Consider the following 24601-nt stretch of genomic DNA (forward strand, 5'->3'; position numbering starts at 1 on the left):
GGACCTTCATGCCCTCACGCCGTATAGCCGCAGCAACCGCCGCCCTGGCAGCCGCGGCCCTCGTCTCGCCTCTGCTGCTGGCCGGACCGGCCGGTGCCACCGGGAGCCCGCAGAGCGACGCCGCCCGGGGTGACGCGCTCGCCAGGAAGCTGGTCAAGGACGCGACCGGCAAGGGCGCCTACAACCACCTCAAGGTGCTGCAGTCGCTGGCCGACTACAACAACGGCAACCGCGCGGCCGGTTCCAAGGGCCACGAGCAGTCGGCCAAGTACATCGAAGCCGTGATGAAGGCGGCCGGCTACACGGTCACCAGGAACGAGTTCGACTTCGTCTACGTCGAGACCATCGAGGAGAAGCTGACGGTGGGCGGCGCGAACCAGCGCGACGTACCGATCCACCTGATGTCGTACACGGCGAACTCCCCGGAGGGCGGCGTGACAGCCCAGGTCGCCGTCGCCCCGGTCGACGCGGACGGGACGAACGGCTGCGAGCCCGGCGACTTCGCCTCCGGCACCTTCACCGGCAAGATCGCCCTGGTCAAGCGCGGCGGCTGCACCTTCGCGGTGAAGCAGCAGAACGCGGCGGCGGCCGGCGCGGTCGGCGCGGTCATCTACAACAACACCGCGGGCGCCCTCAACGGCACCCTCGGCGACCCGAACGCGGGCAAGGTCCCGACGGGCGGCATCACCCAGGAGGACGGCGAGAAGCTCGCCGCCGAGGCCGCGGCCGGCCCGGTCGAGGTCACCCTCGACATCCGGCAGCTGCGCGAGAACCGCAAGACGTTCAACGTCATCGCCGAGACCAAGGGCGGCGACGAGAACAACACCGTCTTCCTCGGCTCGCACCTCGACTCCGTCGCCGCGGGCCCGGGCATCAACGACAACGGTTCCGGCTCGGCCGGCATCCTCCAGGTCGCACAGCGCCTCGCGAGCGAGCAGAAGAAGGTCAAGAACAAGGTCAAGTTCGCCTGGTGGTCGGCGGAGGAGTTCGGTCTGCTCGGCTCCGAGGCGTACGTCGCCGGGCTGACGGACGAGCAGAAGAAGCAGATCAAGCTCTACCTGAACTTCGACATGATCGCCTCGCCGAACGCCGCGTACTTCGTCTACGACGGCGACGACTCGGACGCCACCGGCGCGGGCCCCGGCCCGGAGGGCTCCGCCCAGCTGGAGAAGGGGATCAACGACTTCCTCGACTCGAAGAAGATCCCGCACGAGGGCACGGACTTCTCGGGCCGCTCGGACTACGGCCCGTTCATCGAGGTCGGCATCCCGTCCGGCGGTACCTTCACGGGCGCCGAGGGCATCAAGACCCCGGAGCAGGCCGCGAAGTTCGGCGGCCAGGCCGGTGTCGCCTACGACGTGAACTACCACGGCAAGGGTGACGACATCACCAACATCGACCAGAAGGCGCTCGACATCAACGTCGACGTCATCGCGGACGCGGTCGGCCACTACGCCCACGACCTGGCCCCGCTGTCGAAGCCGGTCGTCTCGCAGCCGACGGACGGCTCGGGCAGCGGCGGCGGCCTGCACCAGGGCCACGACGAGGTCAAGCAGTAGTCACACCGGCAGGTGAGCAGGAGGGCCGGGATCCGCGACGGGATCCCCGCCCTCCTCCTCGTTTCCGGCGCGTCAGCGCTCCGGGCGCTGCTCCGGGTGCTCCGGGTGCTCCGGGTGCTCCGGGTGCTCCGGGTGCTCCGGGAACGGTTGCGCAGGGCCGGGCCAGGCCGCGATGCCGACCGGCTGGACCAGCCAGCCGAAGGCTCCCAGCCCGGCGCGGTCCATGAGCTCCGCCGCCTCGCCGGCCGCGGACAGGGCCCGTACGTAGGCCACCGGGTCCGACGAGGCCAGGGCCAGCGGGGGCCGGGCTCCCGAGACGCCGAGGGCGGTCAGGGCCTCGCGCTGGGTCAGCAGGACCGCCCCCGGGCCCGCGCAGGAGTCCAGGGCCACGTGGGCGGTGACGTCGCAGGAGCCGTCCGGGACCGGCGGGACCTCCCGGCCGCCGCGGAAGCCCGTCAGGGTGCCGTACGGGGGCCTCGCGTCGCGGGTGTGGGCGTAGTCCACGGCCACCGCGAGGCCCCGCTCCAGGGTCCCGGTGGCGGCCGCCCAGGCCTCGTCGCGGGTCCGGCCGATCTCCGCGCGGCCGCCGCCGGGCCACCACCGCTCCAGCCAGGCCCGGTCCGCGTCGTCCAGCGGCCCGCCCGGGGACTGCGTACCGTCCGGGGCGACCAGCACGTAGCGCCCGTCCTCGGCGACCTCCAGGGGCACGTTGTCCAGCCATTCGTTGGCGAAGAGCAGCCCCGTCGTCCCTCCGGGCGGGTCGGCGACCCAGCGGATCCGCGGGTCGAGCCCGGCCGGCCGCCCGGCCCGTTCCACGGCGTACGGGCGCACCCGTGCGGCCGTCCGCGGGTCCAGCGCGCGGAGCACCCCGGCCAGCAGCTCCCCCCGGCCGGCCCCCACGTCCACCAGGTCCAGCTCCGGCGGGTGCCCGAGCCGGGCGTCCACCCGGCGCAGCAGCCGGGCCACGGCCCCCGCGTACAGCGGCGAGGCGTGCACGGAGGTGCGGAAGTGTCCGGCGGGTCCCGGCCCGCCGGGGCGCACGTAGAAACCGCCCGGCCCGTACAGCGCGGCGTGCATCGCACTGCGCCACCGGACCGGACCCGCGCCTTCACCCTGAGAGCTCACCGGACAAAGGTTATGCATCCGTCCACCTTGGGGAGTACTCGCCCGGTGCCAGGTTCGGACCTCTGGTTGACTCCAGCACCTATCTGCGTTCCCTACTCTGGGTGACGTGCAGCGCCTCTACGACTTCCTCCGCAGACACCCGACGGGCGTCGACAGCTTCTGGGCTGTCTTCCTCTTCGGGATCGGGATGCTGCAAGTCGCCGACGACAGTTTCTCCAGCACCACCGCGCGGATGCTCGCCGTCCCCGCCGTGGTCGCGATGAGCGTCGTGGTGGCCCTGCGCCGCAAGTGGACGCAACAGATGTTCTGGCTGGCCGTCGGCACGGGCGTCTACAAGCTGATCACCCACACCGAGGTGAACAACGCCGACCTCGCGATGCTGATCATCCTGTACACGGTGGCCGCCTCCGCCGAGGTCTCGCGCCGGATGTCCCGTACCGCGCTCGCCATCGGATTCCTCGCCTCCCCCCTGTACGCCCTGCGCTTCCAGGTGGACAAGGGCGGCTTCCGCGACAACGTCCTCTTCACGCTCTTCGCCATGGTCCCGTTCGCCCTCGCCTGGGTGCTGGGCGACTCCCTGCGCACCCGCCGGGCCTACTACGCCCAGCTCGTCGAGCGGAACCAGCGCCTGGAGAACCAGCGCGAGGCCCAGGCCAAGGTGGCCGTGGCCGCCGAGCGCGCCCGGATCGCCCGTGAGCTGCACGACGTCGTCGCGCACAACGTCTCGGTGATGGTGGTCCAGGCGGACGGCGCGGCGTACGTCATGGACGTGGCCCCCGAACAGGCCAAGGAAGCGCTCCAGACCATCTCCGGAACCGGCCGCCAGGCGCTGGCCGAGATGCGGCGGCTGCTGGGCGTCCTGCGCACCGGCGAGCCGCAGGAGTCCGAGGACTACGTGCCCCAGCCGGACGTCGAGCAGATCGAGGTCCTCGTCGAGCAGGTGCGGGCGGCGGGGCTCGCGGTGGACTTCGAGGTCGAGGGCGCGCCGCGGCGGCTGCCCAGCGGGGTCGAGCTGACGGCGTACCGCATCGTGCAGGAGGCGCTGACCAACACCCGCAAGCACGGCGGCCCGGACGCGAAGGCCAGCGTCCGGCTGGTCTACTTCGACGACGGGCTCGGCCTGCTGGTCGAGGACGACGGCCGGGGCGCTGCCCACGAGCTGTACGAGGACGGCGGCGCGGACGGCGCCGGGCACGGGCTGATCGGCATGCGCGAGCGGATCGGTATGGTCGGCGGAACCCTGGACGCGGGGCCCAGGCCCGGTGGCGGCTTCCGGATCAGCGCACTGCTTCCGCTGAAGAAGAGATGACGAGGACGAGGTAACTGATGTCCATCCGCGTGATGCTGGTCGACGACCAGGTGCTGCTGCGCACCGGTTTCCGTATGGTGCTCGCCGCCCAGCCGGACATGGAGGTCGTCGCCGAGGCGGGCGACGGCCTGGAGGCGCTGGAGGTGCTGCGGGCCACGAAGGTGGACGTGGTGCTGATGGACGTCCGCATGCCCAGGCTGGACGGGGTCGAGGCGACGCGGCGGATCTGCGAGCCGGAGGAGCACCCGAAGGTGATCATCCTGACCACCTTCGACCTGGACGAGTACGCCTTCTCGGGCCTGAAGGCGGGCGCGAGCGGGTTCATGCTGAAGGACGTCCCGCCGGGCGAGCTGCTCGCGGCGATCCGCTCGGTGCACAGCGGGGACGCGGTGGTGGCGCCGTCCACGACGCGGCGCCTGCTGGACCGCTTCGCGCCGATGCTGCCGACGACCACGCAGGAGCCGCAGAACAAAGAGATCGAGCGGCTGACGGAGCGCGAGCGCGAGGTCATGCTGCTGGTGGCGCAGGGCCTGTCGAACGGGGAGATCGCGGCCCGGCTGGTCCTCTCGGAGGCGACGGTGAAGACCCACGTGGGCCGCATCCTGACCAAGCTGGGCCTGCGCGACCGGGTCCAGGTCGTGGTCCTGGCGTACGAGACGGGCCTGGTCCGCGCGGGCGGCGGGGCCGGCTAGCGCGGCGACCGGGCGGCGGGGCGGCTGTCAGGCGCCCCGCTCCTCGCCGTCGACGAACCGCGTCTCGAGCGCGTCGGCGTAGCCGTCCAGAGGGTCGTCGGTCTCCAGGACGGCGAAGCGGCAGCTGCTGTCACCGAGTGACAGCAGGGAGGTGCGCTCGGCGCGCAGTCCGCTGACCGCGGGGTCGATCGCCTTCATGAAGTTCACGTCGAACGCGCACATCACCGTCGTGACGGGCGTGGCGTCGTGACGGGCGAAGAAGTCGCGCCAGAAGCAGCGTCTGACGTTCATCTCGAAGAGCCCCGGCTCCGGCCGTTGGAAATCGAACTCGAAGTGGGCGGGGTAGAGCTTCACCATCACGCGGCACGTCTTCTCGATCTTGTCGAGCGCGTGGTCCCTTTCGTTGAGGGTCGAGAAGGCCATGTCGTAGGGGCGCCTCAGCACCGGGCTCATCGCATGCTGGAGATAGCGGATCGTTCGCCTGCGGTCCCCGTCGAACAGGGGGACCAGCGTCTCGAAGGCGGCGAGTACCACCGCACCGATCAGCAGCGCGCCCTTCGACGGTCCGTCGACGGCCATGTCCTCGTCCGCGTCGGCGATCTCCTTCGCCCGCGCGCGGATCGTGTCGATCAGCTCGTCCTCGCGATCGGGCGCCACGTGGTGGAGGTGCTTGCGGACTTCGCCCAGAAACCTGCGGGGCATGACGCGCCCCATCAACCAGTGGGCCTCTGCTCCGATTGCCTTGTCGATGGCATTCACAAAGTCACCCTGCGTGCTGATCGCGATCAGGGACGGCCCGAGGTTCGCGACCTCGGTGGGGGGCCTGGGCCCGGTTCTTCATCCTCGACTTTTGTGCCAGAAAAGCGTACTGCCGGGCCCATCCCGTCGCCACCGAGCGCCATGCCGAGGCGAATGTCTCAGGCGCCCCGTCAGCTGCCGGGGCCGACCGGCCGCTTGTAGTAGCGCCACGGGAACCATCCCGCGCCAACCGGAATCCAGCCTTCCGATTCCATGCGCCGGTGTCGCGCGGGAGAGGGGAGCGTGATCCGGCAGTGCTCCCAGGCGTGGCCGGACGCCTCCACCTCGTGGAAGAAGGGGCCGTAGCCGACCATGTGCCAGCCGTCGCGACCGGCCTCCTCCAGGGCGGCCATCTCGTTGAAGGCGGACAGTCCGCCGAGAATGCGCCGCTCGGGGCCGTCCGGGCCCCCGGCGGCCGGCGACGACGGGTGTGCGCCCGCGCCCTTGCCCGCGAAACGCTGCTGGGCGGCCTGGCGGCTCACCCCCAGGACACGGCCCACCGCGTCCCAGCTGTGGCCGGCGGCCCTGGCGCCCTGGACGGCCTCGCGCAGCAGCCGGCTCGCCTCCTCGGCACCGACGCGCGAGGCGTCCACCAGGCGCAGATATCCGTGGGGGTCGTGTTCGAGCGACTCGGCGAGCCCCTCGGGGGCGCCGAGGACGGCCGCGGCGATCCCTTCCCGGATCCGGTCCATCTCCACCGGTTCCAGCAGCGGTCCGTCGTTCATCGGCGCAGCCCGGCGAGGGGCTCGAGGGCGTCCAGAACCGCTTCGTCGCGGCGCGCCCGCTCGGCGCGGGCGGCCGACCGGGCGGCCAGGGCGCCCGTGCAGGCGATGAGGGCGAGGCCCATGACGACCAGGACCAGGGTGGCGGTGGCGCCGAACCGGTCCCCGGACATCACCGTCACGGCCGGCAGGGCCACGCCGAGCGGCAGTGCTGCGGCCATGGACGCGGTGGCGGGGAAGGGATCCCGGCGCGGGGCCTTCGATCGCAAGATCAACATACGTCAAGGAAAGCTTGACATGATCACTTTGTCAAGAATTCCTTGACGCCCGGGCCGGTGCCCCCCGCCCCCCGCCGCCGGGCGCCGGTTCAGGCGTCGGGGTCCGGTGCCGTCATCCAGCGGTCCGGGCGGGCGGAGGCCCGGGAGGTGCGGGAGCGGGCGGCCTGGGCGTGCAGCAGGGTCGCCGCCTCCGGCTCCGGCCGGAGGCGGGCCGTGACCGTGCAGTTCGCGCCGGTGTCCACGTGGACGTCGGCGACGCCGCGGGCGCGGGCCCACGGGCCCTGTGTGAAGCGGACGCTCTGCACCTTGGCGTGCGGGACGATCTCCGTACGCCGGCACAGGCGGCCGTGGCGGGCGGCGAACACCTGCGGGGAGACGGCCAGGGCGTAGCCCTTCCACCACACCGGGACCACCCAGCGGGACCCGGCCCGCGGGGAGCCGGAGAAGGACAGGGCCGCGAGGTCCACCCCGGGCAGCACCCGGGCGATCACGGCGTACGCGGCGTTCCGCGAGGCCACCGGGACCAGGACCGTGTTCTTCGAGCCCGCCACGGCGAGCTCCACGCGGACCAGGCCGCGCCGCCGCCACAGCACCGGTTCCACGATCCGTACGCTCTGCACGCGCCCCGGCGGCACGGTCTCGTGGGCCCGGTCCAGCATTCCGTGGTCCAGGCGCAGCCCGTCCGGGGACTCGGCGACCCGCCAGTCGAACTCGGTGAGGAAGCGGCCCGCGGTGCCCGTCCACACGGCGCCGAGCAGCGGGAGCATCGCGACGATGGCCGCCCACGGGCTGGAGCTGAGCCACCACACGACCGCCGGCACGATCAGGCCGGGGGCCAGCAGCGCCCAGAAGCCGAGGCTGAGGAGCATCGACACGGCGAGCTCGCGCGGGCTCACCCGCAGCAGTTCGCGTTCGGGGGCCTCACCCAGGCGGACCGCCTCCTCGGGGGCGAAGCCCGCCGCACGGGCGAGGAGCTCGGCGCGCAGCGCGACGGCCTGCTTCTCGCCGAGGAAGGACAGCTGGTCCTTCTCCTCGGTGCCGATGACATCGAGCCGCAGGCTGGCGACGCCCGTGAGGCGGGCCAGGAGCGGGCGGGTGACGTCCACGGCCTGGAGCCGGTCGAGGCGGATGTGCGCGGTGCGCCGGAAGAGGAGTCCGCTGCGGATGCGCAGCTCGGTGTCGGTCACGGCGTAGTGGGTGAACCACCAGCTCAGGAAGCCGTACGCGCTGAACACCAGGATCAGGCCCAGCAGCGCCGCCGCCCGCAGGAGGGTGGAGAGGTCGGCCAGCCACTGGCCGGCCTGGTCGCCCTGCTGGGCGATCACGCCGACGGTCGCGGCGATCGGCACCCAGGCGCGGCGCAGCGGGGTGAAGGGGTGCAGGCGCCGTTCGCCGGCGGACCCGCCGACGACGGGACTTACCGGACCCTCCGGGGCGGGACCTTCCGCGGTGGGCGGGGCGGCCTCGTCGGCCCGCGGGACCGCCTCGTCGGCCCGCGGGACCGCGTCGTCGGCCTGCGGGACGGCGTCGTCGGCCGGGGCGGGGCTCACAGCCCCGCCGACCTTGCCTCGCCGAGGGCGGTGAGCCGGTCGCGCAGCCGCTCCGCCTCGGCCGGCACCAGCCCGGGGATCTTGGCGTCGGAGGCGGCCGCGGCCGTGTGCAGCTGTACGGAGGCCAGGCCGAAGCGCCGCTCCAGCGGGCCGGAGGTGACCTCGACGAGCTGCATCCGCCCGTACGGGACCACGGTCTCCTCGCGCCAGAGCACTCCGCGACTGATCAGCAGGTCGTCCGCGCGCTCCGCGTACCGCCAGGACCGCCAGTTCCGGCCGAGGAGCACCCAGCCCCAGGCCAGGAGCGCGAGCCAGAGCGCCCCGAGGGCCGCCCACACCGGGCCGAGCGTCAGCCCCAGTACGACGGCGGTCACGACGGCGAGCAGCACCGTCCATATCACCAGCAGCGTCCGCCGCAGAGTGAGCAGCCCGCCCGGCAGCCCGACCCAAGCGGGGCCGCCCGTCTCACCCATTGTCCCCGTATCCATGCGTCCACCCTAGGGCTGAGACAATGCCCGCATGACGGAGACCACGGTCGGTATCGGCGGAGCGGCGGAGAGCACCGACATGGTGCTCAACATCGGCCCCCAGCACCCCTCCACGCACGGCGTGCTGCGCCTGCGCCTCGTCCTGGACGGCGAGCGGATCGTCAGTGCCGAACCGGTGGTCGGCTACATGCACCGCGGTGCCGAGAAGCTCTTCGAGGCCCGTGACTACCGGCAGATCGTGATGCTCGCGAACCGGCACGACTGGCTGTCCGCGTTCTCCAACGAGCTGGGCGTGGTCATGGCGGTCGAGCGGATGCTCGGCATGGAGGTGCCCGAGCGGGCCGTGTGGATGCGGACGCTGCTGGCCGAGCTGAACCGGGTGCTGAATCACCTGATGTTCCTCGGGTCCTACCCACTCGAACTGGGTGGAATCACCCCGATCTTCCACGCGTTCCGGGAGCGCGAGGAGCTCCAGGCCGTCATGGAGGAGATCTCCGGCGGCCGGATGCACTACATGTTCAACCGGGTCGGCGGCCTCAAGGAGGACCTCCCGGCCGGCTGGCTGGGCCGGGCCCGCGCCGCGATCGCCGACGTCCGGACGCGGATGGACGTCTACGACAAGCTGGTCCACGGGAACGAGATCTTCCGCGCCCGTACCCGCGGGGTCGGCGTGCTGTCCGCCGAGGCGGTGCACGCCTACGGGGTCTCCGGCCCGATCGCCCGCGCCTCCGGCGTCGACTTCGACCTGCGCCGCGACGAGCCGTACCTGGCCTACGGCGAGCTGCAGGACGTCCTGAAGGTGATCACCCGCACCGAGGGCGACTGCCTGGCCCGCTTCGAGTGCCTGCTCGACCAGACCCACAACGCCCTCGACCTGGCCGTGGCCTGCCTGGACCGGATGGCCGAGCTGCCGCCGGGGCCGGTCAACCAGCGGCTGCCCAAGGTGCTGAAGGCGCCGGAGGGGCACACCTACGCCTGGACCGAGAACCCGCTCGGCATCAACGGCTACTACCTCGTCTCCAAGGGCGAGAAGACCCCCTACCGGCTGAAGCTGCGCAGCGCCTCCTACAACAACATCCAGGCGCTGGCCGTGCTGCTGCCGGGGCAGCTGGTCGCCGACATGGTGGCGATCCTGGGCTCGCTCTTCTTCGTGGTGGGCGACATCGACAAATAGCCCGACCCGCGGACATGTCCGGATCTAGGGTGGGCACATGATCTCTGGCATATACACCGATTACCTGGGCCGGATCGGCATCACGGACCCCGGATCCCCTTCCGTCGAGGGGCTGTTCGCGCTCACGCGGGCCCATCTGGCGCGGATTCCGTTCGAGAACACCGAAATCCAGCTGGGCCGGCCGCCGGGCATCGAGCCCGAACTGTCCGTGCGCCGCCTCGCCGAGGGGCGCGGCGGCTACTGCTTCCACCTCAACGGCGCCTTCGCGGCCCTGCTGGAGCACCTCGGGTACGACGTGACGCTCCACTTCGGGGGCATGTGCGCCACGCCGGACTCCCAGGAGGTGAGCGGCGATCACCTCACCCTGACCGTACGGATCGACGGGCAGACCTACTTCGTGGACGTCGGCCTGGGCGACGGGCCCCCCGAGCCGCTGCCCCTGCACGAGGGCCGGTACGTGCGGGGCTTCCGGTACGGACTGAGGCCGCTGGGCGGCCCGGACGGCGCCGACACGGGCTGGACCTTCCTCAACGAGGACTCCCCCTTCCCCGCGATGAACTTCCGCTCGGCCCCCGCGGCCATGGCCGACTTCGCGGCCGAGCACCTGCGGCTGTCCACCGCCGAGGACTCCCCCTTCCTGCAGTCCTTCTTCATGCTGCGGCGCAACGCCGGTGCCATCGACCGGCTGCACGGCAGGATCCTGGTCCACATCGACCCCGAGGGCGGGCAGGACAAGCGGGAACTGGCCTCCCCGGAGGAGCTCTTCGAGGCCATGTCCACCGTCTTCGGGCGGGAGCTCGACGACCTGACCCCGGCGGACCGGGACGCGCTGTGGGCCCGGGTGCAGCGGGCCCACGAGGCGTGGCTCGCCTCCCAGCAGGCCTGATGTCGGTGCGGCAGGGCACACTGGGCCGCATGTCCCACTCTCCCCGCCGGGCCTGCCCCACCTGCGGCCGCGACTGCGCCGTCACCGCCGGACGGATCGCCCGCCACGACCCGCCCGCCGGGCGGGGCCGCGGCGACCTGGTGTCCTGCCCCGGATCCCGGGCCCGGGTGGTGCTCGGCGCCTCAGCGCCGACGCTGGACGGCTTCGTCCTGTCCGAACACCCCGGGCAGCTACCGCTGTTCTGAGACCCGGGGTGGGGGATCCGGGGTGCGGGAGCCGGGGGTTTTCCCCCTCTGCCGACGGGTGAGGACCGGATGTCGGGGACCGGCGGGCGTCCGTAGCGTTCCCGACATGACGATCACGCAGCACAGCAAGCAGCAGCGGCGCCGGCAGTGGCTGCGGCGCGGCGCCGCAGCCGTGGCCCTCGCCGCCGTACTCGGCGGGATCGCCGCCCCGGCGGCGCTGGCCGCGCCCGCCGCCGGGGCCGGTGCGTCCGCCGCCGCCCGCGGCTCCCTCGTCTCCGTCGTCCCGCTGGACACCCTCGACCGCGACCGGGTCACCGCCGAACTCGCCACCCTGGGCTTCGACTCCGGGACCGTCCGGTACGGCGTGCGCTCCTACCGGCTCACCTACGCCACGGTGGACCCGCGGGGCCTGCCCACCACCGCGACCGGGCTGCTCGTCCTGCCGCGCGGCGGCCCGCACCGCCTCGACCTGGTCTCCGACACCCACGGCACGGTCCCCACCCGCGACGACGCCCCCTCCGGCGGCGCCGGCTACAACCGGCTCACCCCGTACCTGCACGCCTCCGCCGGCCGCGCCGTCGCCGCCCCGGACTACCTGGGCCTGGGCGGCGGCCCCGGCAGTCACCCGTACATGGACACCCGTTCCGCGGTCACCGCCTCCGTCGACATGCTGAAGGCCGCCCGCACCGCCGCCGACCGGCTGGGGCGCCCCGTCGGCCGGGACGTGTACGCCACCGGCTTCTCGCAGGGCGGCCAGGTGGCCATGGCCCTGGGCCGCGAACTCTCCCGCGGCCGGGACGGGCTGCGGCTGCGGGCACTGGCCCCGATGGCCGGGCCGCACGACCTGCTGGGCACCGAGTTCCCCGGGATCACCGACGGCCGGGTCGATCCGCGCTCCGCGGTCTTCTACCTCTCCTACTTCCTCACGGCGCAGAACCGGCTCCACCCGCTCTACAAGGACCCGGCCGAGGTGTTCCGCGCACCCTATGCACAGGCTGTGGAAGACCTGTTCGACGGGAGCCACCGGCCGCAGGACATCGTGGCGGCGCTCCCCGCGACGCCGCAGGAGCTGCTGACCCCGCAGTGGGCCGAGAACGTCCGCACCCCGCACGGGGCCCTGCTGGAGGCCGTGCGGGCCAATGACGGGGTCTGCGACTGGAAGCCCGCCGTGCCGGTACGCCTCTACGCGGGCACGGCCGACACCGACGTGCCGATCGCCAACTCCCGCGCCTGCGCCGCCGACCTGGCCCGCCACGGGGTCCCGGCGAAGGTCGTGGACCAGGGCCCGGACGCCGACCACACGACCACGGCGGTCCGCTCGGCACCGCAGGTGGTCCGCTGGTTCGACTCGATCCGCTAGGAATTGTCCTGCCGGTGAACGGGCGCTACGAGATCGCGGTGCGCAGCCGGACCACGTCGATCGGCTCGGTCTCGTCGTGGGCCGTCAGGTCGATGACCTGGCCCACCGCGCGGGTCTCGGCGGTCGCCGGCTTGAACTCCGGCTCGACGGCGGTCCGGGCGGATTCCGCCTTGTGCACCGCGAGGGCCTCGGCGCCGACCACGTCGGCCAGGTCCTCGTTCTGGACCGCCTCGATCACCGCACGGGCCTGCGCCGCGTTCTTGGTGCCGAAGAAGTCGAAGCCGCCCTCGACGCGGGAGGCCGTACGCCGCTGGGCCGCGTACGGGGCCACCGCGGCCGCCGGACGCCGCGCGGGGAGCGAGGGCGTCGCCGCGGCGGGGGCGTGGCCGCGACCGGATCCGGGGCCGGGCTCCGGGGCCGGCGGCGGGGGCAGTTCCCGCGCCTGCCGCTTGCGGGCCAGCGCCCCCAGGGCCGCGTGGGCCCGGGCGTAGCCGACCGCGGTGGGCGCGCCGGCCGAAGTGCGCTCCTCGGTGACGGCCGGAAGTTCCTTCGGCGCGGCGGCCTGACCCGCGGAGGCCTCGATGGCCAGCAGTCGGCGGCCTTCCAGCGCGCTGGCGCGCTCGGTCTCGGCGGTCGCGTACCGCCGCAGCAGCGCCGCGTGCTCGCCGCGCAGGCCCGCGAGTTCGACCCGCTTGGCGCGCAGCTTGGCGTCGAGCTTGGCCCGCAGCATCCGGGCCTCTTCGAGGTCGGATTCGAGCTCGGCTATCCGCTCGTCCGTCTTCCACTCGTCCTTGACCCGCTCGCGCGCGAGCTCCGCGACGCGGCGGCCCGCCGAGCGGTCCCAGGCGCGCATGACGACGGCGCCGGTGACCCCGGCGGCTGCCGTGAGGGCCACGAGCAGCCGGAGCGCCATCGGATCCGCCAGCAACCAGGCCGCGCCGGCGCCGACGGCGGATAGGCCGGCCACGGTCGTCGGCGTGAGCAGCCGGTGCAGGGGTTCGGGATTGCGGTGGCGTCCACGGGGCATGGCCCGAAATTTACAGGGGAAGGGGGTCGAGTGGGATACCCGCCCGGCAAACTCTTCCCGGGCGGTTACCCCACATTTCTGCATCAACCCCGTGCGCGCTACTTCTTCAGCAGCCCCTTGGACTCCAGGTAGGCCTTCGCGACGTCGGCGGGCTTGGCGCGCTCGGCGTCCACCTTCCGGTTCAGGTCGACCAGATCGGCCGTCGTGAGCACCTTGGTCAGCTTGTCGAGGGAGGCCGCGATCTCCGGTGTGCCCGCGTCCTTGGCGTTGACCACCGGCAGGACGTTGTCGGCGTTCTGGAGCTTCTTGTCGTCCTCCAGCAGGACCAGGCCGAAGCTGTCGAGGGTGGCGTCGGTGGTCGTGGTGAGCACGAGCTGGTCGGCGCCGTCCTTGACCGCCTGCTTGGCCTGGGGGGTGCCGACGCCCTTCGGGTCGATGCCGGAGACCTGAATTCCGTAGGTCTTCGTCAACCCCGGTGCGCAGAAGGGCCGGACGCTGCATTCGTCGCCCGCCGCGATCTTCACCTCGAGTCCGGACCTGCCGAGATCGGAAAGCGTCTTCAGGTTGTTCTTCTGGGCGAATTCCTTGGTCACCGCGAATGCGTTCTGGTCGACCGCCTCGCCCGCGGCCAGCGCCTTCAGGCCGAGCGGGGCCGCGAGCTTCTCCAGGCCCGCCACCGTCGCCGCGACGTCGCTGGAGGCGACCGGCTTCTCCTCGGGCGCCTTCGGGCCGTTGACCTTGGCGTTGAGGAACTCCGCGAGCGTGGCCGCGTACTCCGGGACGACGTCGATCTCGCCCTTCTCCAGCGACGGCTCGTACAGCTCGCGGTTGCTGACCGTCTTGATCGACGTGCTGTGGCCCGCGTCCTTCAGGACCTGCGCGTACAGCTCGGCGAGCACGTTCGACTCGGTGAACCCGGCGGCGCCGATCACCAGGCTGCCCTTGCCGCCGCCCGCGGACGAGGAGGAGTCGGCGGAGGCCGCGCCGCCGTCCTTGCTCTTCTCCAGGCTGTCGCCGCCGCACGCGGCCAGCGACACCGTCAGCGCCAGGGCGCCCAGGGACGCGCCGAGGACGCGCGTGGTCTTGGTCATGGAGGTACTCCGTTCGAGGCGAGGGACAGGAATCAGCGGGACGCCGCCGTCCGCGGCAGCAGCCGGTCCGCGGCGACCAGCGCGCCCTCCACCAGCAGGGCGAGCGCGGCCACCAGCAGGGCACCCGCGACGACCTGCGGGGTGTTGTACGTGTTGAAGCCCGCGGTGATGATCCGGCCGAGGCCGCCCTGGCCGACCATGGCGGCGATCGTGGCCGTGGCGATGACCTGCACGGCGCCCGAGCGCAGGCCGGTCATCACCAGGGGCCGCGCGAGCGGCAGCTCCACGCGCAGGAACAGCTGGCTGCCGGACATGCCCATGCCGCGGGCGGCCTCGACCACCGAGCGGTCCACCTCGCGCATGCCGACGTAGGCGTTGGTCAGCAGCGGCGGTACGGCGAACAGCACCAGTGCGGCGATGGTGGGGAGGTATCCGGCGTTGCGCAGCGGGGAGACCATGAAGAGCGCCAGCACCGCGAAGACGGGGACGGCCCGGCCGATGTTGGAGATGTTGATCGCGAGGGTGCCGCCCCGGCCGAGGTGGCCGAGGAAGAGCCCGATCGGCAGCGCCACCGCGCAGGCGATCGCGAGCGCGACCCCGCTGACGTAGACGTGCTCGCCGAGCCGGTGCCAGACGCCGCTCTCCCCCGACCAGTTGGCGCCGTTCGCCAGCCAGTCCCAGGCCCCTGTGATCACGTCCACGGGCTCAGGCCCCCTTCGCCTGCGCCGACGGCCGGGCGCCGGCCCGGGTCCAGGGGGTCAGCAGCCGCTGCACACCGAGCAGCAGCAGGTCGGCCGCGAGCGCGAGCAGGACGCACAGCACGGAGGCGGTGAGTACCTGGGCCTTGAAGGAGCTGTTCACGGCCGGTGCGATGAGATTGCCGAGGCCGCCCTTGCCGACGATGGAGCCGACGGTGGTCAGCGCGACCGTGGAGACGGTGGCGATCCGGACGCCGGCGAGCAGGGCGGGCAGCGCGAGGGGCAGTTCGACCTGCCACAGCAGGCGCCCCGGGCCGTACCCCATGCCGCGCGCGGCCTCCCGTACGTCCTCGGGGACGGCCTCCAGGCCGGCCAGCACGTTGCGGACCAGGATCGTCAGCGAGTACAGCACGAGGCCGGTCACCACCAGCGACGCCGAGAGTCCGAAGACCGGCAGCAGCAGGGAGAACATGGCCAGCGAGGGGATCGTGTAGAGCAGGGTGGTGAAGGCCAGGACGGGCGCCGCCCAGTGCCGGCCGCGGCGGGCCAGCAGGGCGAGCGGCACGGAGACGGCGATGCCGATCAGGACCGACACGCCGGTGAGCCAGATGTGTTCGAGGGTGGCGTCGGTGAGTTCCTGGGAGCGGGAGGTCACGTAGTCCCAGCAGATCCAGTCGTTCGCCACCAGGCAGTTCTGCCCGGCCATTCCCCTCACCCCCCACCATTCGAACGTACGTCTTCACGATCACCCGACCAGAGCGACCCTAACCCCCACCACCCCCGATGGCCGGAATCCTTCGCACTCGGGCAACACGCCCTTCACAAATCCACGACGCCGGTACGGAAAGATGGTTTTGTGATCCGATTCGAGCAAGTGACCAAGCGCTACCCCGACGGAACGACAGCCGTCGAGGACCTGTCCTTCGAGGTGGCGGAGGGGGAGCTGGTCACGCTCGTGGGACCGTCCGGCTGCGGCAAGACGACCACCATGAAGATGGTCAACCGGCTGATCGACCCGACGTCCGGCCGGATCCTGCTGGGCGGCGAGGACATCGCCGACGCCGATCCGGTCGAGCTGCGCCGCCGGATCGGGTACGTCATCCAGCAGGTCGGGCTGTTCCCGCACAAGACGGTGCTGGAGAACACGGCGACCGTGCCGCAGCTGATCGGCACCCCGAAGGCGGCCGCCCGTGCGCGGGCGGCCGAGCTGCTCGAACTGGTGGGCCTGGACCCGGCCGTGTACGGGAGCCGCTACCCGGAGCAGCTGTCGGGCGGCCAGCGCCAGCGCGTCGGCGTGGCCCGCGCGCTCGCCGCCGATCCGCCCGTGCTGCTGATGGACGAGCCGTTCGGGGCGGTGGACCCGGTGGTGCGCGAGCGGCTGCAGAACGAGTTCCTGACGCTGCAGAAGACGGTGCGCAAGACGATCCTGCTGGTCACGCACGACCTGGAGGAGGCGATCCGGCTCGGCGACCGCATCGCCGTCTACGGGACGGGCACCATCGAGCAGTTCGCCCGCCCGGCGGCGGTCCTCGGGTCGCCGGCCACCCCGTACGTGGCCTCCTTCGTCGGCTCCGACCGCGGTCTCAAGCGGCTCGCGGTCACCGCCGTCGGGGCGGCCGACCTGGCGGCGGCGGAAGGGAAACAGCCGACGGCGTCGGTGGAGTTGGGGGCGACGCTGCGCGAGGCGCTCGCCGCCCTGCTGCAGGAGGACTCGGGGCGGATCGGGGTCACGGACCCCGAATCCGGCGCGCTGGTCGGCGTACTGACCCCGGAGGCCGTCCACCGGGCACTGCGCCGGGCCCAGCTGCAGAAGGCTTAGCCCCGAAACGGCTGTGACCGGCCTCGGGAGGCCGGTCACGGGTGTGTCGGCGCCGGTTCGGCGCGGGGCTGAGCGGGGCGGGTCAGGCCTCGATGCGGTCGCTCATCCACGTCAGCATCGGCGGGATCTCGCGTCGCCACGTGTTGAAGTTGTGGCCACCGCTGTCGAGGATGATGGAGGAAACCCGGTCCGGGCCCTGCACCTTCTTGATGAACTTCTTGGTGTCGGCGAGGTTCGGTTCGCCCTTCTCGCTGCTGGTGACGAGGAAGGACGTACCGGTCGGCTTCTTGTTCTCGATGCTGTACAGCACGTCCGCGCGCTTCTTCAGCTTCGCGTCCCCGTGGAACAGGTCACCGGTCGTCGGGTCGTCCGGGGCGTCGTAGTACGCGGACAGACCCGCAGCGGCACCGAAGGTCTGCGGGTAGTGCGCGGCGATCTTCAGGGCGCAGTAACCGCCCGTGGAATTGCCGATGAAGCCCATGTTCTGGGGCTTCTTGCCGACCCGGAAGGTGTCCGTGATGGCCTGCGGGAGGTCCTCGCCGAAGAAGGTCTCGGTCTGCGGGCCATCGGGTATATCGACGCACTCGGTGTCACGCGGGGGCGCGATGGTCGGGCGCAGCATGACCAGGATCATCGGCTCCATCTTGCCCGCCTTGGACAGGGTGAAGGCCTTCATCGGGTAGTCGAGCCCTTTGATGAGGTTCTCGGCGGTGCCCGGGTAGCCGGTCAGGACGATGGACGCGGGGAAGTTACGGTCCTTGTGCTGCGGCTGGAAGTACTCCGGCGGGAGCCAGACGTAGCCGGGGCTCGTTATCTTCGACTTCTGCCCGGTTATGGCAACCTTCAGGATCTGACCACCGACCTGGGGCTTGGCGCCACCGGGTACGTCCAGCTTCTGCTTGTCGACGACCTTGATGTCCTTGCTGCTCATCGAGTGGTCGACGACCTTGCCCATGGACGTCTCCCGGCCGAACAGGTCGGCCCAGGAACCGTAGAAGAGGAACGACTTGTTAGCCGCGAGCCCCACAGCCGAGAACAGCGCCAGCTGGGTCGCCAGCAGGAGCCCGATCCGGCCGGCGAACGCGCGCCAGGTGCGGCCCGAGAGCTTCGGCCAGAACCAGACCGTGGCCGCGAAGAGCAGCACACCGGCGAGGATCGCCAGCGCCAGAACCGTATTACTGGTGAGACCCATGAGCAGTCAGTCGACTTTCTTGTAACAGGACCGTTTTTTCCGACGAAAGAGTGAACCCGCTCCTCGTCGATGTCGTCCTAAGGGACGCACCACACACCGGAGGCTGTCGCGGCCTTCGGCCACATGATCTCTCGCGGAGCAACGGGAAGCGATGTCTAGCAGGATAGATGGCGATAAGTCGGGACAGGTTCCGAGCAGGGTCCGCCGAATCCTCCGAGGCCCACAGCCGGAGGCGGTGCCCGGCCTGGTAGGTACGGCCGTCATGATCGTCGGCCTTCTGGACATCGCGGCAGGGGTGTTCCCGCGTTTCCGGCACAGCCGGATCCACGCGGTCGCCGAGGTGCTGCCGGTGTTCGGCCCCTTCGCAGCGGCCCTCGCCATCAGCGCGGGCGTACTGCTCCTGCTGCTCGCGCACGGCCTCAAGCGCCGCAAGCGCCGGGCCTGGCGGGCGGCGGTGGTGCTGCTGCCGGCCGGTGCCGTGGCGCAGTTCCTCTACCGGCACTCGATCCCCGGCGTGATCATCGCAGCGGTGCTCTTCGCCCTGCTGCTGCGCCACCAGGGTGAATTCAAGGCGCTGCCCGACCCGCGCAGCCGCTGGAAGGCGCTGGCCAACTTCGTACTGATGAGCGCCGGCTCCATCGGGCTCGGCCTGCTCATCGTGAACGTCCACCCGAACAGGGTCGTCGGCAACCCGGGCCTGTACGAGCAGATCACGCACGTCGTCTACGGCCTCTTCGGCTTCGAGGGCCCCGTCGACTACGCGGGCCAGGTGTCCTGGACCGTCGGCTACTCGCTCGGCGCCCTCGGCATGCTGACCGCGCTCACCACCATGTACCTGGCCTTCCGCCCCGAGCACCCGGCCGCCCGGCTCACCTCCGACGACGAGGACAAGCTGCGCGAGCTGCTCGCCAAGCACGGCGGCCGCGACTCCCTCGGCCACTTCGCGCTCCGCCGCGACAAGGCCGTCGTCTTCTCCCCCAGCGGCAAGGCCGCCGTCACCTACCGCGTCGTGTCCGGCGTGATGCTCGCCTCCGGCGACCCCATCGGCGACGTCGAGGCCTGGCCCGGCGCCATCGAGCGGTTCATGGAGGAGGCCAAGGCCCACTCCTGGACCCCGGCCGTCGTGGGCTGCAGCGAGACGGGCGGCGAGGTCTGGACCCGCGAGACCGGGCTCGACGCGCTGGAACTGGGTGACGAGGCGATTGTCGATGTCAAAGACTTCTCCCTCGCGGGCCGTCCCATGCGCAATGTCCGCCAGATGGTGAAGCGCATCGAGCGCAACGGCTACACCACCAAGGTCCGCCGGGTCAGCGAGCTGACCGAGGAGGAGCTGGAGCAGGTCCGCGGCGCGGCCGAGGCCTGGCGCGGCACCGACACCGAGCGCGGCTTCTCGATGGCCCTGGGCCGGGTCGGCGAGGAGGGCGACGGCGACTGCTTCATCGCCACCGCGCACCGCGTGGAGGAGGGCGACACCAGCCCGTACGGCGACCTCAAGGCCGTCCTGCACTTCGTCCCGTGGGGCACCGACGGCATGTCGCTGGAGCTGATGCGCCGCGACCGCGCCGCCGACCCCGGCATGAACGAGCTGCTGATCGTCGCCTCCCTGCAGGCCGCCCCCGGCCTGAAGATCGAGAAGGTCTCGCTGAACTTCGCGATGTTCCGCGCGGCCCTCGCCCGCGGCGAGAAGATCGGCGCCGGCCCGGTCCTGCGGATGTGGCGGGGCCTGCTGGTCTTCCTCTCCCGCTGGTTCCAGATCGAGTCGCTCTACAAGTTCAACGAGAAGTTCCGCCCCCGCTGGGAGCCGCGCTTCATGGTCTACCGCACCACCCGCGACCTTCCCCGCATCGGCTTCGCCGTGATGCAGGCCGAGGGCTTCGTCACGGTGGCCCTGCCGCGGCTCTTCGCCAGCCGCCGCCGTCCCAAGCCGGTCCGCACCTGTGCGCACCACCACGTGACGGCCGTGCCCAAGCAGCAGGAGCGCGAGGTCCAGGCGGCGTAGCCCTCGCCGGGCGGGCGGGCCCGGGGCCCGCAGCAGCCGGTGGCCCCGGCGCCCTTGCACCGCCCGGCCGGGGCAAGGGCGCCGGGGCCCTGTCGTATCCAGGTCACGCCTACCCTTGGACCTATGAACACGAAGCGCGGAGCCACCGGCAGGGGCCGGGTCGCAGGTCTGCCGGACTGGGACCGCTGCGGGGTCATGGGCGTCGTCAACGTCACCCCCGACTCCTTCTCCGACGGCGGCCGGTGGTTCGACACCACCGCCGCGGTCAAGCGCGGACTCGACCTCGTCGAGCACGGCGCCGACCTCGTCGACGTCGGCGGCGAGTCCACCCGCCCCGGAGCCTCTCGCGTCGACGAGGAGGAGGAGCTGCGCCGGGTCGTCCCCGTGGTCCGCGGCCTGGCCTCCGAAGGCGTCACCGTCTCCGTGGACACCATGCGCGCGGCCGTCGCCGCCCGGGCCGTCGAGGCCGGCGCGGCCCTGGTCAACGACGTCAGCGGCGGTCTGGCCGACCCCGGGATGATCCCGGCCGTCGCCGCCGCCGAAGTGCCCTTCGTGGTGATGCACTGGCGGGGCTTCAGCGCCGGCATGAACAGCCTCGCCGTCTACGACGACGTGGTCGCCGAGGTCACCGCCGAGCTGCGGGCCCGGATCGACGCGGTCGTGGCCGGCGGGATCGCACCCGAGCGGCTGCTCGTCGACCCCGGCCTCGGCTTCGCCAAGAACGCCGAGCACGACCTGGCCCTGGTCGCGCACCTGCCCGAGCTGCGCGCGCTGGGCCTCCCGCTGCTGGTCGCCGCATCGCGGAAGCGTTTCCTCGGCCGGGTCCTGGCCGGCGGGGCCGACACCGCCCCGCCGCCCGCCCGCGAGCGGGACGCCGCCACGGCCGCCGTCTCCGCGATCGCCGCGCACCAGGGCGCCTGGGCCGTACGGGTGCACGAGGTACGGGCGACCGCGGACGCGGTTCGAGTGGCCCGCGCCGTGGAAGGCGCACTCTGATCCGTACCCACCGACAAGGAGCACCGTGAGCAGAACCGACATCGAGGCGGTCGAAGAGGTCAACACGGCCTTCTACGAGGCAATGGAGCGGGGGGACTTCGACTCACTGTCGGCGCTCTGGCTGGAGGACGAGATCTCCTGCGTCCACCCCGGCTGGCCGGTGCTCTCGGGCCGCGGCGAGGTCCTGCGCTCGTACGCGCTCATCATGTCGCACACCGACTACATCCAGTTCTTCCTCACCGACACCAAAGTGGCCGTAATAGGCGATACCGCCCTGGTCACGTGTACGGAGAACATCCTCAGCGGGGGGCCCGCCGAGGACGGCGGGGAACTCGGCCCGCTCGTCGGTCAGCTGGTCGTCGCGACGAATGTGTTCCGACGCACATCCGAGGGCTGGCGACTCTGGTCCCACCACGGTTCTCCCGTCCTCACGGAGTCCGAGGACGACGAGGAGGAGGACTCCTCGTGACCCCTCCGGCGGGATCCGGAGTATTTCGCAGGTAAATTCGAAGACGGACGACGCCGACCGCACTCGGCGCAGCCATGGCCCCGGGGAGCCCCGGGACCGGAAGCATCTACCAAAGCAGGAGTGATTCGCGTGGATCGTGTCGCGCTGCGCGGCCTCAAGGCTCGCGGGCACCACGGCGTCTTCCCCCGGGAGCGCGAGGAAGGCCAGACCTTCATCGTCGACCTCGTGCTGCACCTCGACACCCGCCCCGCGGCGGCCGGAGACGACCTGGCGAAGACCGTGCACTACGGGGTCGTCGCCGAGGAGGTCGTCGACGTGGTCCAGGGTGAGCCCGTCGACCTGATCGAAACCCTGGCCGAGCGGATCGCCCAGCAGTGCCTCAAGCACGAAGCGGTGGCACAGGTGGAGGTCGTCGTCCACAAGCCGGACGCGCCCATCACCGTCCCCTTCGACGACGTGACCATCACGATCACCCGGAGCCGCGCATGAACAACGGACTGAACGCACCGAGCGACCCCACCGTCCAGCCGGTACCCGCATCCGTCGTCGAGGCGGTCGACGCGGCGGACGTCACTCTGTCCAACCCCAAATGGGCCGTGATCGCGCTCGGCGCGAACCTCGGCAACCGGCTGGAGACCCTGCAGGGCGCCATCGACGCCCTCGGTGACACCCCCGGCATGCGGGTCAAGGCCGTCTCCCCCGTCTACGAGACCGAGCCGTGGGGCGTCGAGCCCGGCTCGCAGCCCTCGTACCTCAACGCGGTCGTCGCCGTGAAGACCACCCTGCCCCCGTCCTCGCTCCTGGAGCGCGCGCACGCCGTCGAGGAGGCCTTCGACCGCGTCCGCGAGGAGCGCTGGGGGCCGCGCACGATCGACGTGGACATCGTCGCGTACGCCGACAGGGTCTCCGACGACCCGGTCCTGACCCTCCCGCACCCGCGTGCCCACCAGCGTGCCTTCGTGCTGGCCCCCTGGCACGACATCGACCCGGAAGCCCGGATCCCGGGCCGCGGGGAGGTCGCCGCGCTGCTGGCCGAAATCGGTCTGGGCGGTGTCACGTCGCGCCCCGACCTGGAACTCCACCTCCCCGAGTAGTCGTTAGTAGCCTGTTCACGGCTACTCGCTGAAAGTGGGGAACGGGCAAGTGAAGCAACTGAGGCCGGCGGTCCTGGCGGGCATCTTCGTGGTCGCCGGGGTCCTGTCCTGGGCGGGCGCGCGCCTGTGGAACACCTACGGCACCCTGCCGGGGGTTCCACTGGCCGCGCCGATCGTCCTCGGCATCATCGCGGCGGTCCTGCTGGCCACGGCCCTGTCCATGCGCTCCCGGCTCAAGGCCCAGCGCGAGCGCCGCCCGGGCGCCAAGGGCGTCGAGCCGCTGATGGCGGCCCGCGCGGTGGTCTTCGGCCAGGCCAGTGCGCTGGTGGCGGCGCTGGTGGCGGGCATGTACGGCGGTGTGGGCGTCTTCCTGCTGACCGACGCCCTCGACGTCCCCGCCCGCCGCGACCAGGCCTGGTACGCCGGCTTCTCGGTCCTGGCGGGCGTGGCGGTCATCGCCGCCGCCCTCTTCCTGGAGCACGTGCTGAAGCTCCCCGAGGACGAGGACCCGGGCAAGGCCCCGGCCCGCGCCTGAATCAGCCGGATCCGGGCATCGCGGGATCCCCGGTGCGGACCTCGCCCACGGGGACGCAGTTGTCGATGCCCTCGGCCGGCCGCAGCTCGCAGAGCCGGGCCTGTGACAGGTCCGCGCCCTCCGGGATGAGCTGCCAGGTGCGGATCCAGTACGGGGTGTCCGCCCTCAGCGTGCCGAACCAGCTGTCCACACCCGGTCCGAACTCGTCCGACAGCATGTCCTCGCGGGTGAAGTAACGCGATGCGCCGTCGAAATGGCTGCAGCTGATCCTCGAGTTCTTCTCGGCGGCCGCCCGGCAGCCGTCGAACACGACGCCCCAGTGACCGACGGGGTTCGGGGACTTCAGGTCCCGTCCCTGCTCGCCCGTCAGCTTCAGTACGAGCTGGACGTACGTCAGGCCGCTCGGAGCGGGATCCTCCGCCGTGTTGGGGCTGACCACCGCGTCGACGATCCGTACGGAGTGCCGGTACTGCGCGTTCTTCACGTCCAGAACGGGCCCGCGGCCCTCCAGCCGGTCCGCGGTCCCCTTGGCGGGCGCGGCGGCCGGTGCGGACGGCGTGGCGGCCGCCGAGGCGGACGCCGGCGCCGCCGGGCCGGGCTTCCCGGCCTCCCCCGCGCCGCCACAGGCCGTGAGGACCGCGCCGCAGGCCAGGGCGAGACCGCCCCGGACCCACCGTCCTGAGAAAAACGCCTTCGCGTGCACCACTGATCGGCTCCCCCGTCGCGGGGCCGTCCCCCGGACGCCCCCTCGTGATCTTCAGCGACACACTTTAGGGGGTGTCCGGACGGGGGTCAGCGGGCCATGATCAGGCTCATCGCCTCGTTGCGGGTGGCGGGGTCGCGGAGCTGACCGCGGACCGCGGAAGTGATCGTCTTCGCGCCGGGCTTGCGGACTCCGCGCATGGTCATGCACATGTGCTCGCACTCGATGACCACAATGCAGCCGCGCGGGTCCAGGATCTCCATCAGGGAGTCCGCGATCTGCGTGGTCAGGCGCTCCTGCACCTGGGGGCGGCGGGCGAAGACGTCCACGAGGCGGGCCAGCTTCGACAGGCCGGTGATCTTGCCGTCGGTGGACGGGATGTAGCCGACGTGGGCGACACCGTGGAACGGGACGAGGTGGTGTTCACAGCTCGACATGACCTCGATGTCCTTCACGAGGACCATCTCGTCGTGCCCGAGGTCGAACGTCGTGGTCAGGACCTCTTCCGGCTTCTGGTACAGGCCGGCGAATATCTCCCGGTACGCGCGCGCCACGCGCGCCGGGGTCTCCAGGAGCCCCTCGCGGTCCGGGTCCTCGCCGACCGCGATCAGGAGTTCACGGATCGCCGCCTCCGCGCGCTTCTCGTCGAACTCGCCGATCCTGCCCTCGTCACCGTTCAGGGTCACCGGGTCGGTCATCTCATCCTCGTTCCTGTCCGCACACGCGGTCGTACAAATGTGCCGCGCCCCCCAGGCTAGAACCTGGGGGGCGCGGCTTCCATTCCGGGTGGGT

The 24601-nt window shown here is 71.8% G+C and carries 27 protein-coding genes; 14 read left to right on the forward strand and 13 right to left on the reverse strand.

From position 1 onward, the window contains the following. Window positions 1-8 precede the first annotated feature (8 nt). Entirely contained in the window at window positions 9-1559 is a 1551-nt protein-coding gene (locus tag ACWGE1_RS00085) for a M28 family metallopeptidase (RefSeq protein ID WP_453418289.1), read from the forward strand. 72 nt (window positions 1560-1631) lie between these two features. Here the strand turns inward: ACWGE1_RS00085 and ACWGE1_RS00090 are convergent, their stop codons facing one another. Next, on the reverse strand, window positions 1632-2702 hold the full coding sequence (locus tag ACWGE1_RS00090; RefSeq protein ID WP_453418290.1) for an SAM-dependent methyltransferase: 1071 nt from the start codon (window positions 2700-2702) through the stop codon (window positions 1632-1634). Between the two features lie 88 nt (window positions 2703-2790). On the opposite strand from ACWGE1_RS00090, the gene ACWGE1_RS00095 reads away from it, so the two are divergent. After that, window positions 2791-3993 carry a sensor histidine kinase gene (locus tag ACWGE1_RS00095; protein WP_453418291.1) on the forward strand — a complete coding sequence of 401 codons (1203 nt, stop codon included), beginning with the start codon at window positions 2791-2793 and terminating at the stop codon, window positions 3991-3993. Between the two features lie 17 nt (window positions 3994-4010). Next, the gene (locus ACWGE1_RS00100) at window positions 4011-4685 is read left to right on the forward strand and encodes a response regulator (protein ID WP_376565253.1); all 675 of its coding nucleotides are present in this window, start codon (window positions 4011-4013) and stop codon (window positions 4683-4685) included. A 27-nt stretch (window positions 4686-4712) separates the two neighbouring features. Here ACWGE1_RS00100 and ACWGE1_RS00105 read toward each other — a convergent pair whose 3' ends face one another. From ACWGE1_RS00105 to ACWGE1_RS00125, 5 genes are all read right to left on the reverse strand, one after another. Next, a complete protein-coding gene (locus ACWGE1_RS00105) occupies window positions 4713-5387 on the reverse strand; it encodes an L-2-amino-thiazoline-4-carboxylic acid hydrolase (RefSeq protein WP_453418292.1) in 675 nt (224 codons plus the stop codon). Window positions 5388-5614: 227 nt separating this feature from the next. Next, on the reverse strand, window positions 5615-6208 hold the full coding sequence (locus tag ACWGE1_RS00110; RefSeq protein WP_453418293.1) for a hypothetical protein: 594 nt from the start codon (window positions 6206-6208) through the stop codon (window positions 5615-5617). After that, complete coding sequence (locus ACWGE1_RS00115) at window positions 6205-6483, reverse strand: hypothetical protein (protein ID WP_453418294.1); 279 nt, start codon at window positions 6481-6483, stop codon at window positions 6205-6207. Before ACWGE1_RS00115 ends, ACWGE1_RS00110 begins: the two co-directional genes overlap by 4 nt. A gap of 89 nt (window positions 6484-6572) precedes the next feature. Continuing rightward, window positions 6573-8033: a PH domain-containing protein gene (locus ACWGE1_RS00120; RefSeq protein WP_453418295.1), complete on the reverse strand. Its 1461-nt coding sequence runs from the start codon at window positions 8031-8033 to the stop codon at window positions 6573-6575. After that, entirely contained in the window at window positions 8030-8521 is a 492-nt protein-coding gene (locus tag ACWGE1_RS00125; RefSeq protein ID WP_453418296.1) for a PH domain-containing protein, read from the reverse strand. The genes ACWGE1_RS00120 and ACWGE1_RS00125 overlap by 4 nt, the downstream gene beginning before the upstream one ends. A gap of 31 nt (window positions 8522-8552) precedes the next feature. Between ACWGE1_RS00125 and ACWGE1_RS00130 the strand changes: the two genes are divergently transcribed. From ACWGE1_RS00130 to ACWGE1_RS00145, 4 genes are all read left to right on the forward strand, one after another. Continuing rightward, window positions 8553-9695, forward strand: coding sequence for an NADH-quinone oxidoreductase subunit D (locus ACWGE1_RS00130; RefSeq protein ID WP_453418297.1), 1143 nt, complete (start codon window positions 8553-8555; stop codon window positions 9693-9695). 37 nt (window positions 9696-9732) lie between these two features. After that, window positions 9733-10581, forward strand: a complete 849-nt coding sequence (locus tag ACWGE1_RS00135) for an arylamine N-acetyltransferase family protein (RefSeq protein WP_453418298.1) — start codon at window positions 9733-9735, stop codon at window positions 10579-10581. A gap of 29 nt (window positions 10582-10610) precedes the next feature. Beyond that, window positions 10611-10826, forward strand: coding sequence for a hypothetical protein (locus ACWGE1_RS00140; RefSeq protein ID WP_453418299.1), 216 nt, complete (start codon window positions 10611-10613; stop codon window positions 10824-10826). A gap of 106 nt (window positions 10827-10932) precedes the next feature. Then, complete coding sequence (locus tag ACWGE1_RS00145) at window positions 10933-12186, forward strand: alpha/beta hydrolase family protein (RefSeq protein WP_453418300.1); 1254 nt, start codon at window positions 10933-10935, stop codon at window positions 12184-12186. A 25-nt stretch (window positions 12187-12211) separates the two neighbouring features. Here the strand turns inward: ACWGE1_RS00145 and ACWGE1_RS00150 are convergent, their stop codons facing one another. From ACWGE1_RS00150 to ACWGE1_RS00165, 4 genes are all read right to left on the reverse strand, one after another. Further along, the gene (locus ACWGE1_RS00150) at window positions 12212-13213 is read right to left on the reverse strand and encodes a hypothetical protein (protein WP_453418301.1); all 1002 of its coding nucleotides are present in this window, start codon (window positions 13211-13213) and stop codon (window positions 12212-12214) included. 98 nt (window positions 13214-13311) lie between these two features. Continuing rightward, complete coding sequence (locus tag ACWGE1_RS00155) at window positions 13312-14304, reverse strand: ABC transporter substrate-binding protein (protein WP_453418302.1); 993 nt, start codon at window positions 14302-14304, stop codon at window positions 13312-13314. Between the two features lie 32 nt (window positions 14305-14336). After that, window positions 14337-15005: an ABC transporter permease gene (locus tag ACWGE1_RS00160; RefSeq protein WP_453418303.1), complete on the reverse strand. Its 669-nt coding sequence runs from the start codon at window positions 15003-15005 to the stop codon at window positions 14337-14339. Between the two features lie 4 nt (window positions 15006-15009). Beyond that, window positions 15010-15708 carry an ABC transporter permease gene (locus tag ACWGE1_RS00165; RefSeq protein WP_453418304.1) on the reverse strand — a complete coding sequence of 233 codons (699 nt, stop codon included), beginning with the start codon at window positions 15706-15708 and terminating at the stop codon, window positions 15010-15012. Window positions 15709-15858: 150 nt separating this feature from the next. Between ACWGE1_RS00165 and ACWGE1_RS00170 the strand changes: the two genes are divergently transcribed. Beyond that, the gene (locus ACWGE1_RS00170; RefSeq protein WP_453418305.1) at window positions 15859-16821 is read left to right on the forward strand and encodes an ABC transporter ATP-binding protein; all 963 of its coding nucleotides are present in this window, start codon (window positions 15859-15861) and stop codon (window positions 16819-16821) included. Between the two features lie 82 nt (window positions 16822-16903). On the opposite strand, the gene ACWGE1_RS00175 is transcribed toward ACWGE1_RS00170, so the two are convergent. Continuing rightward, window positions 16904-18013, reverse strand: coding sequence for an alpha/beta hydrolase (locus ACWGE1_RS00175; protein ID WP_453418306.1), 1110 nt, complete (start codon window positions 18011-18013; stop codon window positions 16904-16906). Window positions 18014-18164: 151 nt separating this feature from the next. On the opposite strand from ACWGE1_RS00175, the gene ACWGE1_RS00180 reads away from it, so the two are divergent. From ACWGE1_RS00180 to ACWGE1_RS00205, 6 genes are all read left to right on the forward strand, one after another. Beyond that, a complete protein-coding gene (locus tag ACWGE1_RS00180) occupies window positions 18165-20012 on the forward strand; it encodes a phosphatidylglycerol lysyltransferase domain-containing protein (RefSeq protein WP_453418307.1) in 1848 nt (615 codons plus the stop codon). 123 nt (window positions 20013-20135) lie between these two features. Continuing rightward, entirely contained in the window at window positions 20136-21008 is an 873-nt protein-coding gene (folP, locus tag ACWGE1_RS00185) for a dihydropteroate synthase (RefSeq protein WP_453418308.1), read from the forward strand. A gap of 25 nt (window positions 21009-21033) precedes the next feature. Next, entirely contained in the window at window positions 21034-21477 is a 444-nt protein-coding gene (locus ACWGE1_RS00190) for a nuclear transport factor 2 family protein (RefSeq protein WP_453418309.1), read from the forward strand. A gap of 129 nt (window positions 21478-21606) precedes the next feature. Further along, the gene (gene folB / locus ACWGE1_RS00195; RefSeq protein ID WP_030010912.1) at window positions 21607-21966 is read left to right on the forward strand and encodes a dihydroneopterin aldolase; all 360 of its coding nucleotides are present in this window, start codon (window positions 21607-21609) and stop codon (window positions 21964-21966) included. Continuing rightward, window positions 21963-22571 carry a 2-amino-4-hydroxy-6-hydroxymethyldihydropteridine diphosphokinase gene (gene folK / locus ACWGE1_RS00200; protein ID WP_453418310.1) on the forward strand — a complete coding sequence of 203 codons (609 nt, stop codon included), beginning with the start codon at window positions 21963-21965 and terminating at the stop codon, window positions 22569-22571. The genes folB and folK overlap by 4 nt, the downstream gene beginning before the upstream one ends. Window positions 22572-22620: 49 nt before the next feature. Then, window positions 22621-23106 carry a DUF3180 domain-containing protein gene (locus tag ACWGE1_RS00205; RefSeq protein ID WP_453418311.1) on the forward strand — a complete coding sequence of 162 codons (486 nt, stop codon included), beginning with the start codon at window positions 22621-22623 and terminating at the stop codon, window positions 23104-23106. A gap of 1 nt (window position 23107) precedes the next feature. On the opposite strand, the gene ACWGE1_RS00210 is transcribed toward ACWGE1_RS00205, so the two are convergent. Together ACWGE1_RS00210 and folE are read right to left on the reverse strand one after the other, a co-directional pair. Continuing rightward, window positions 23108-23812 carry a hypothetical protein gene (locus ACWGE1_RS00210; RefSeq protein WP_453418312.1) on the reverse strand — a complete coding sequence of 235 codons (705 nt, stop codon included), beginning with the start codon at window positions 23810-23812 and terminating at the stop codon, window positions 23108-23110. An 86-nt stretch (window positions 23813-23898) separates the two neighbouring features. Beyond that, on the reverse strand, window positions 23899-24507 hold the full coding sequence (gene folE, locus ACWGE1_RS00215; protein WP_453418313.1) for a GTP cyclohydrolase I FolE: 609 nt from the start codon (window positions 24505-24507) through the stop codon (window positions 23899-23901). Window positions 24508-24601 lie beyond the last annotated feature (94 nt).

Source organism: Streptomyces sp. NPDC054932 (assembly GCF_053610205.1).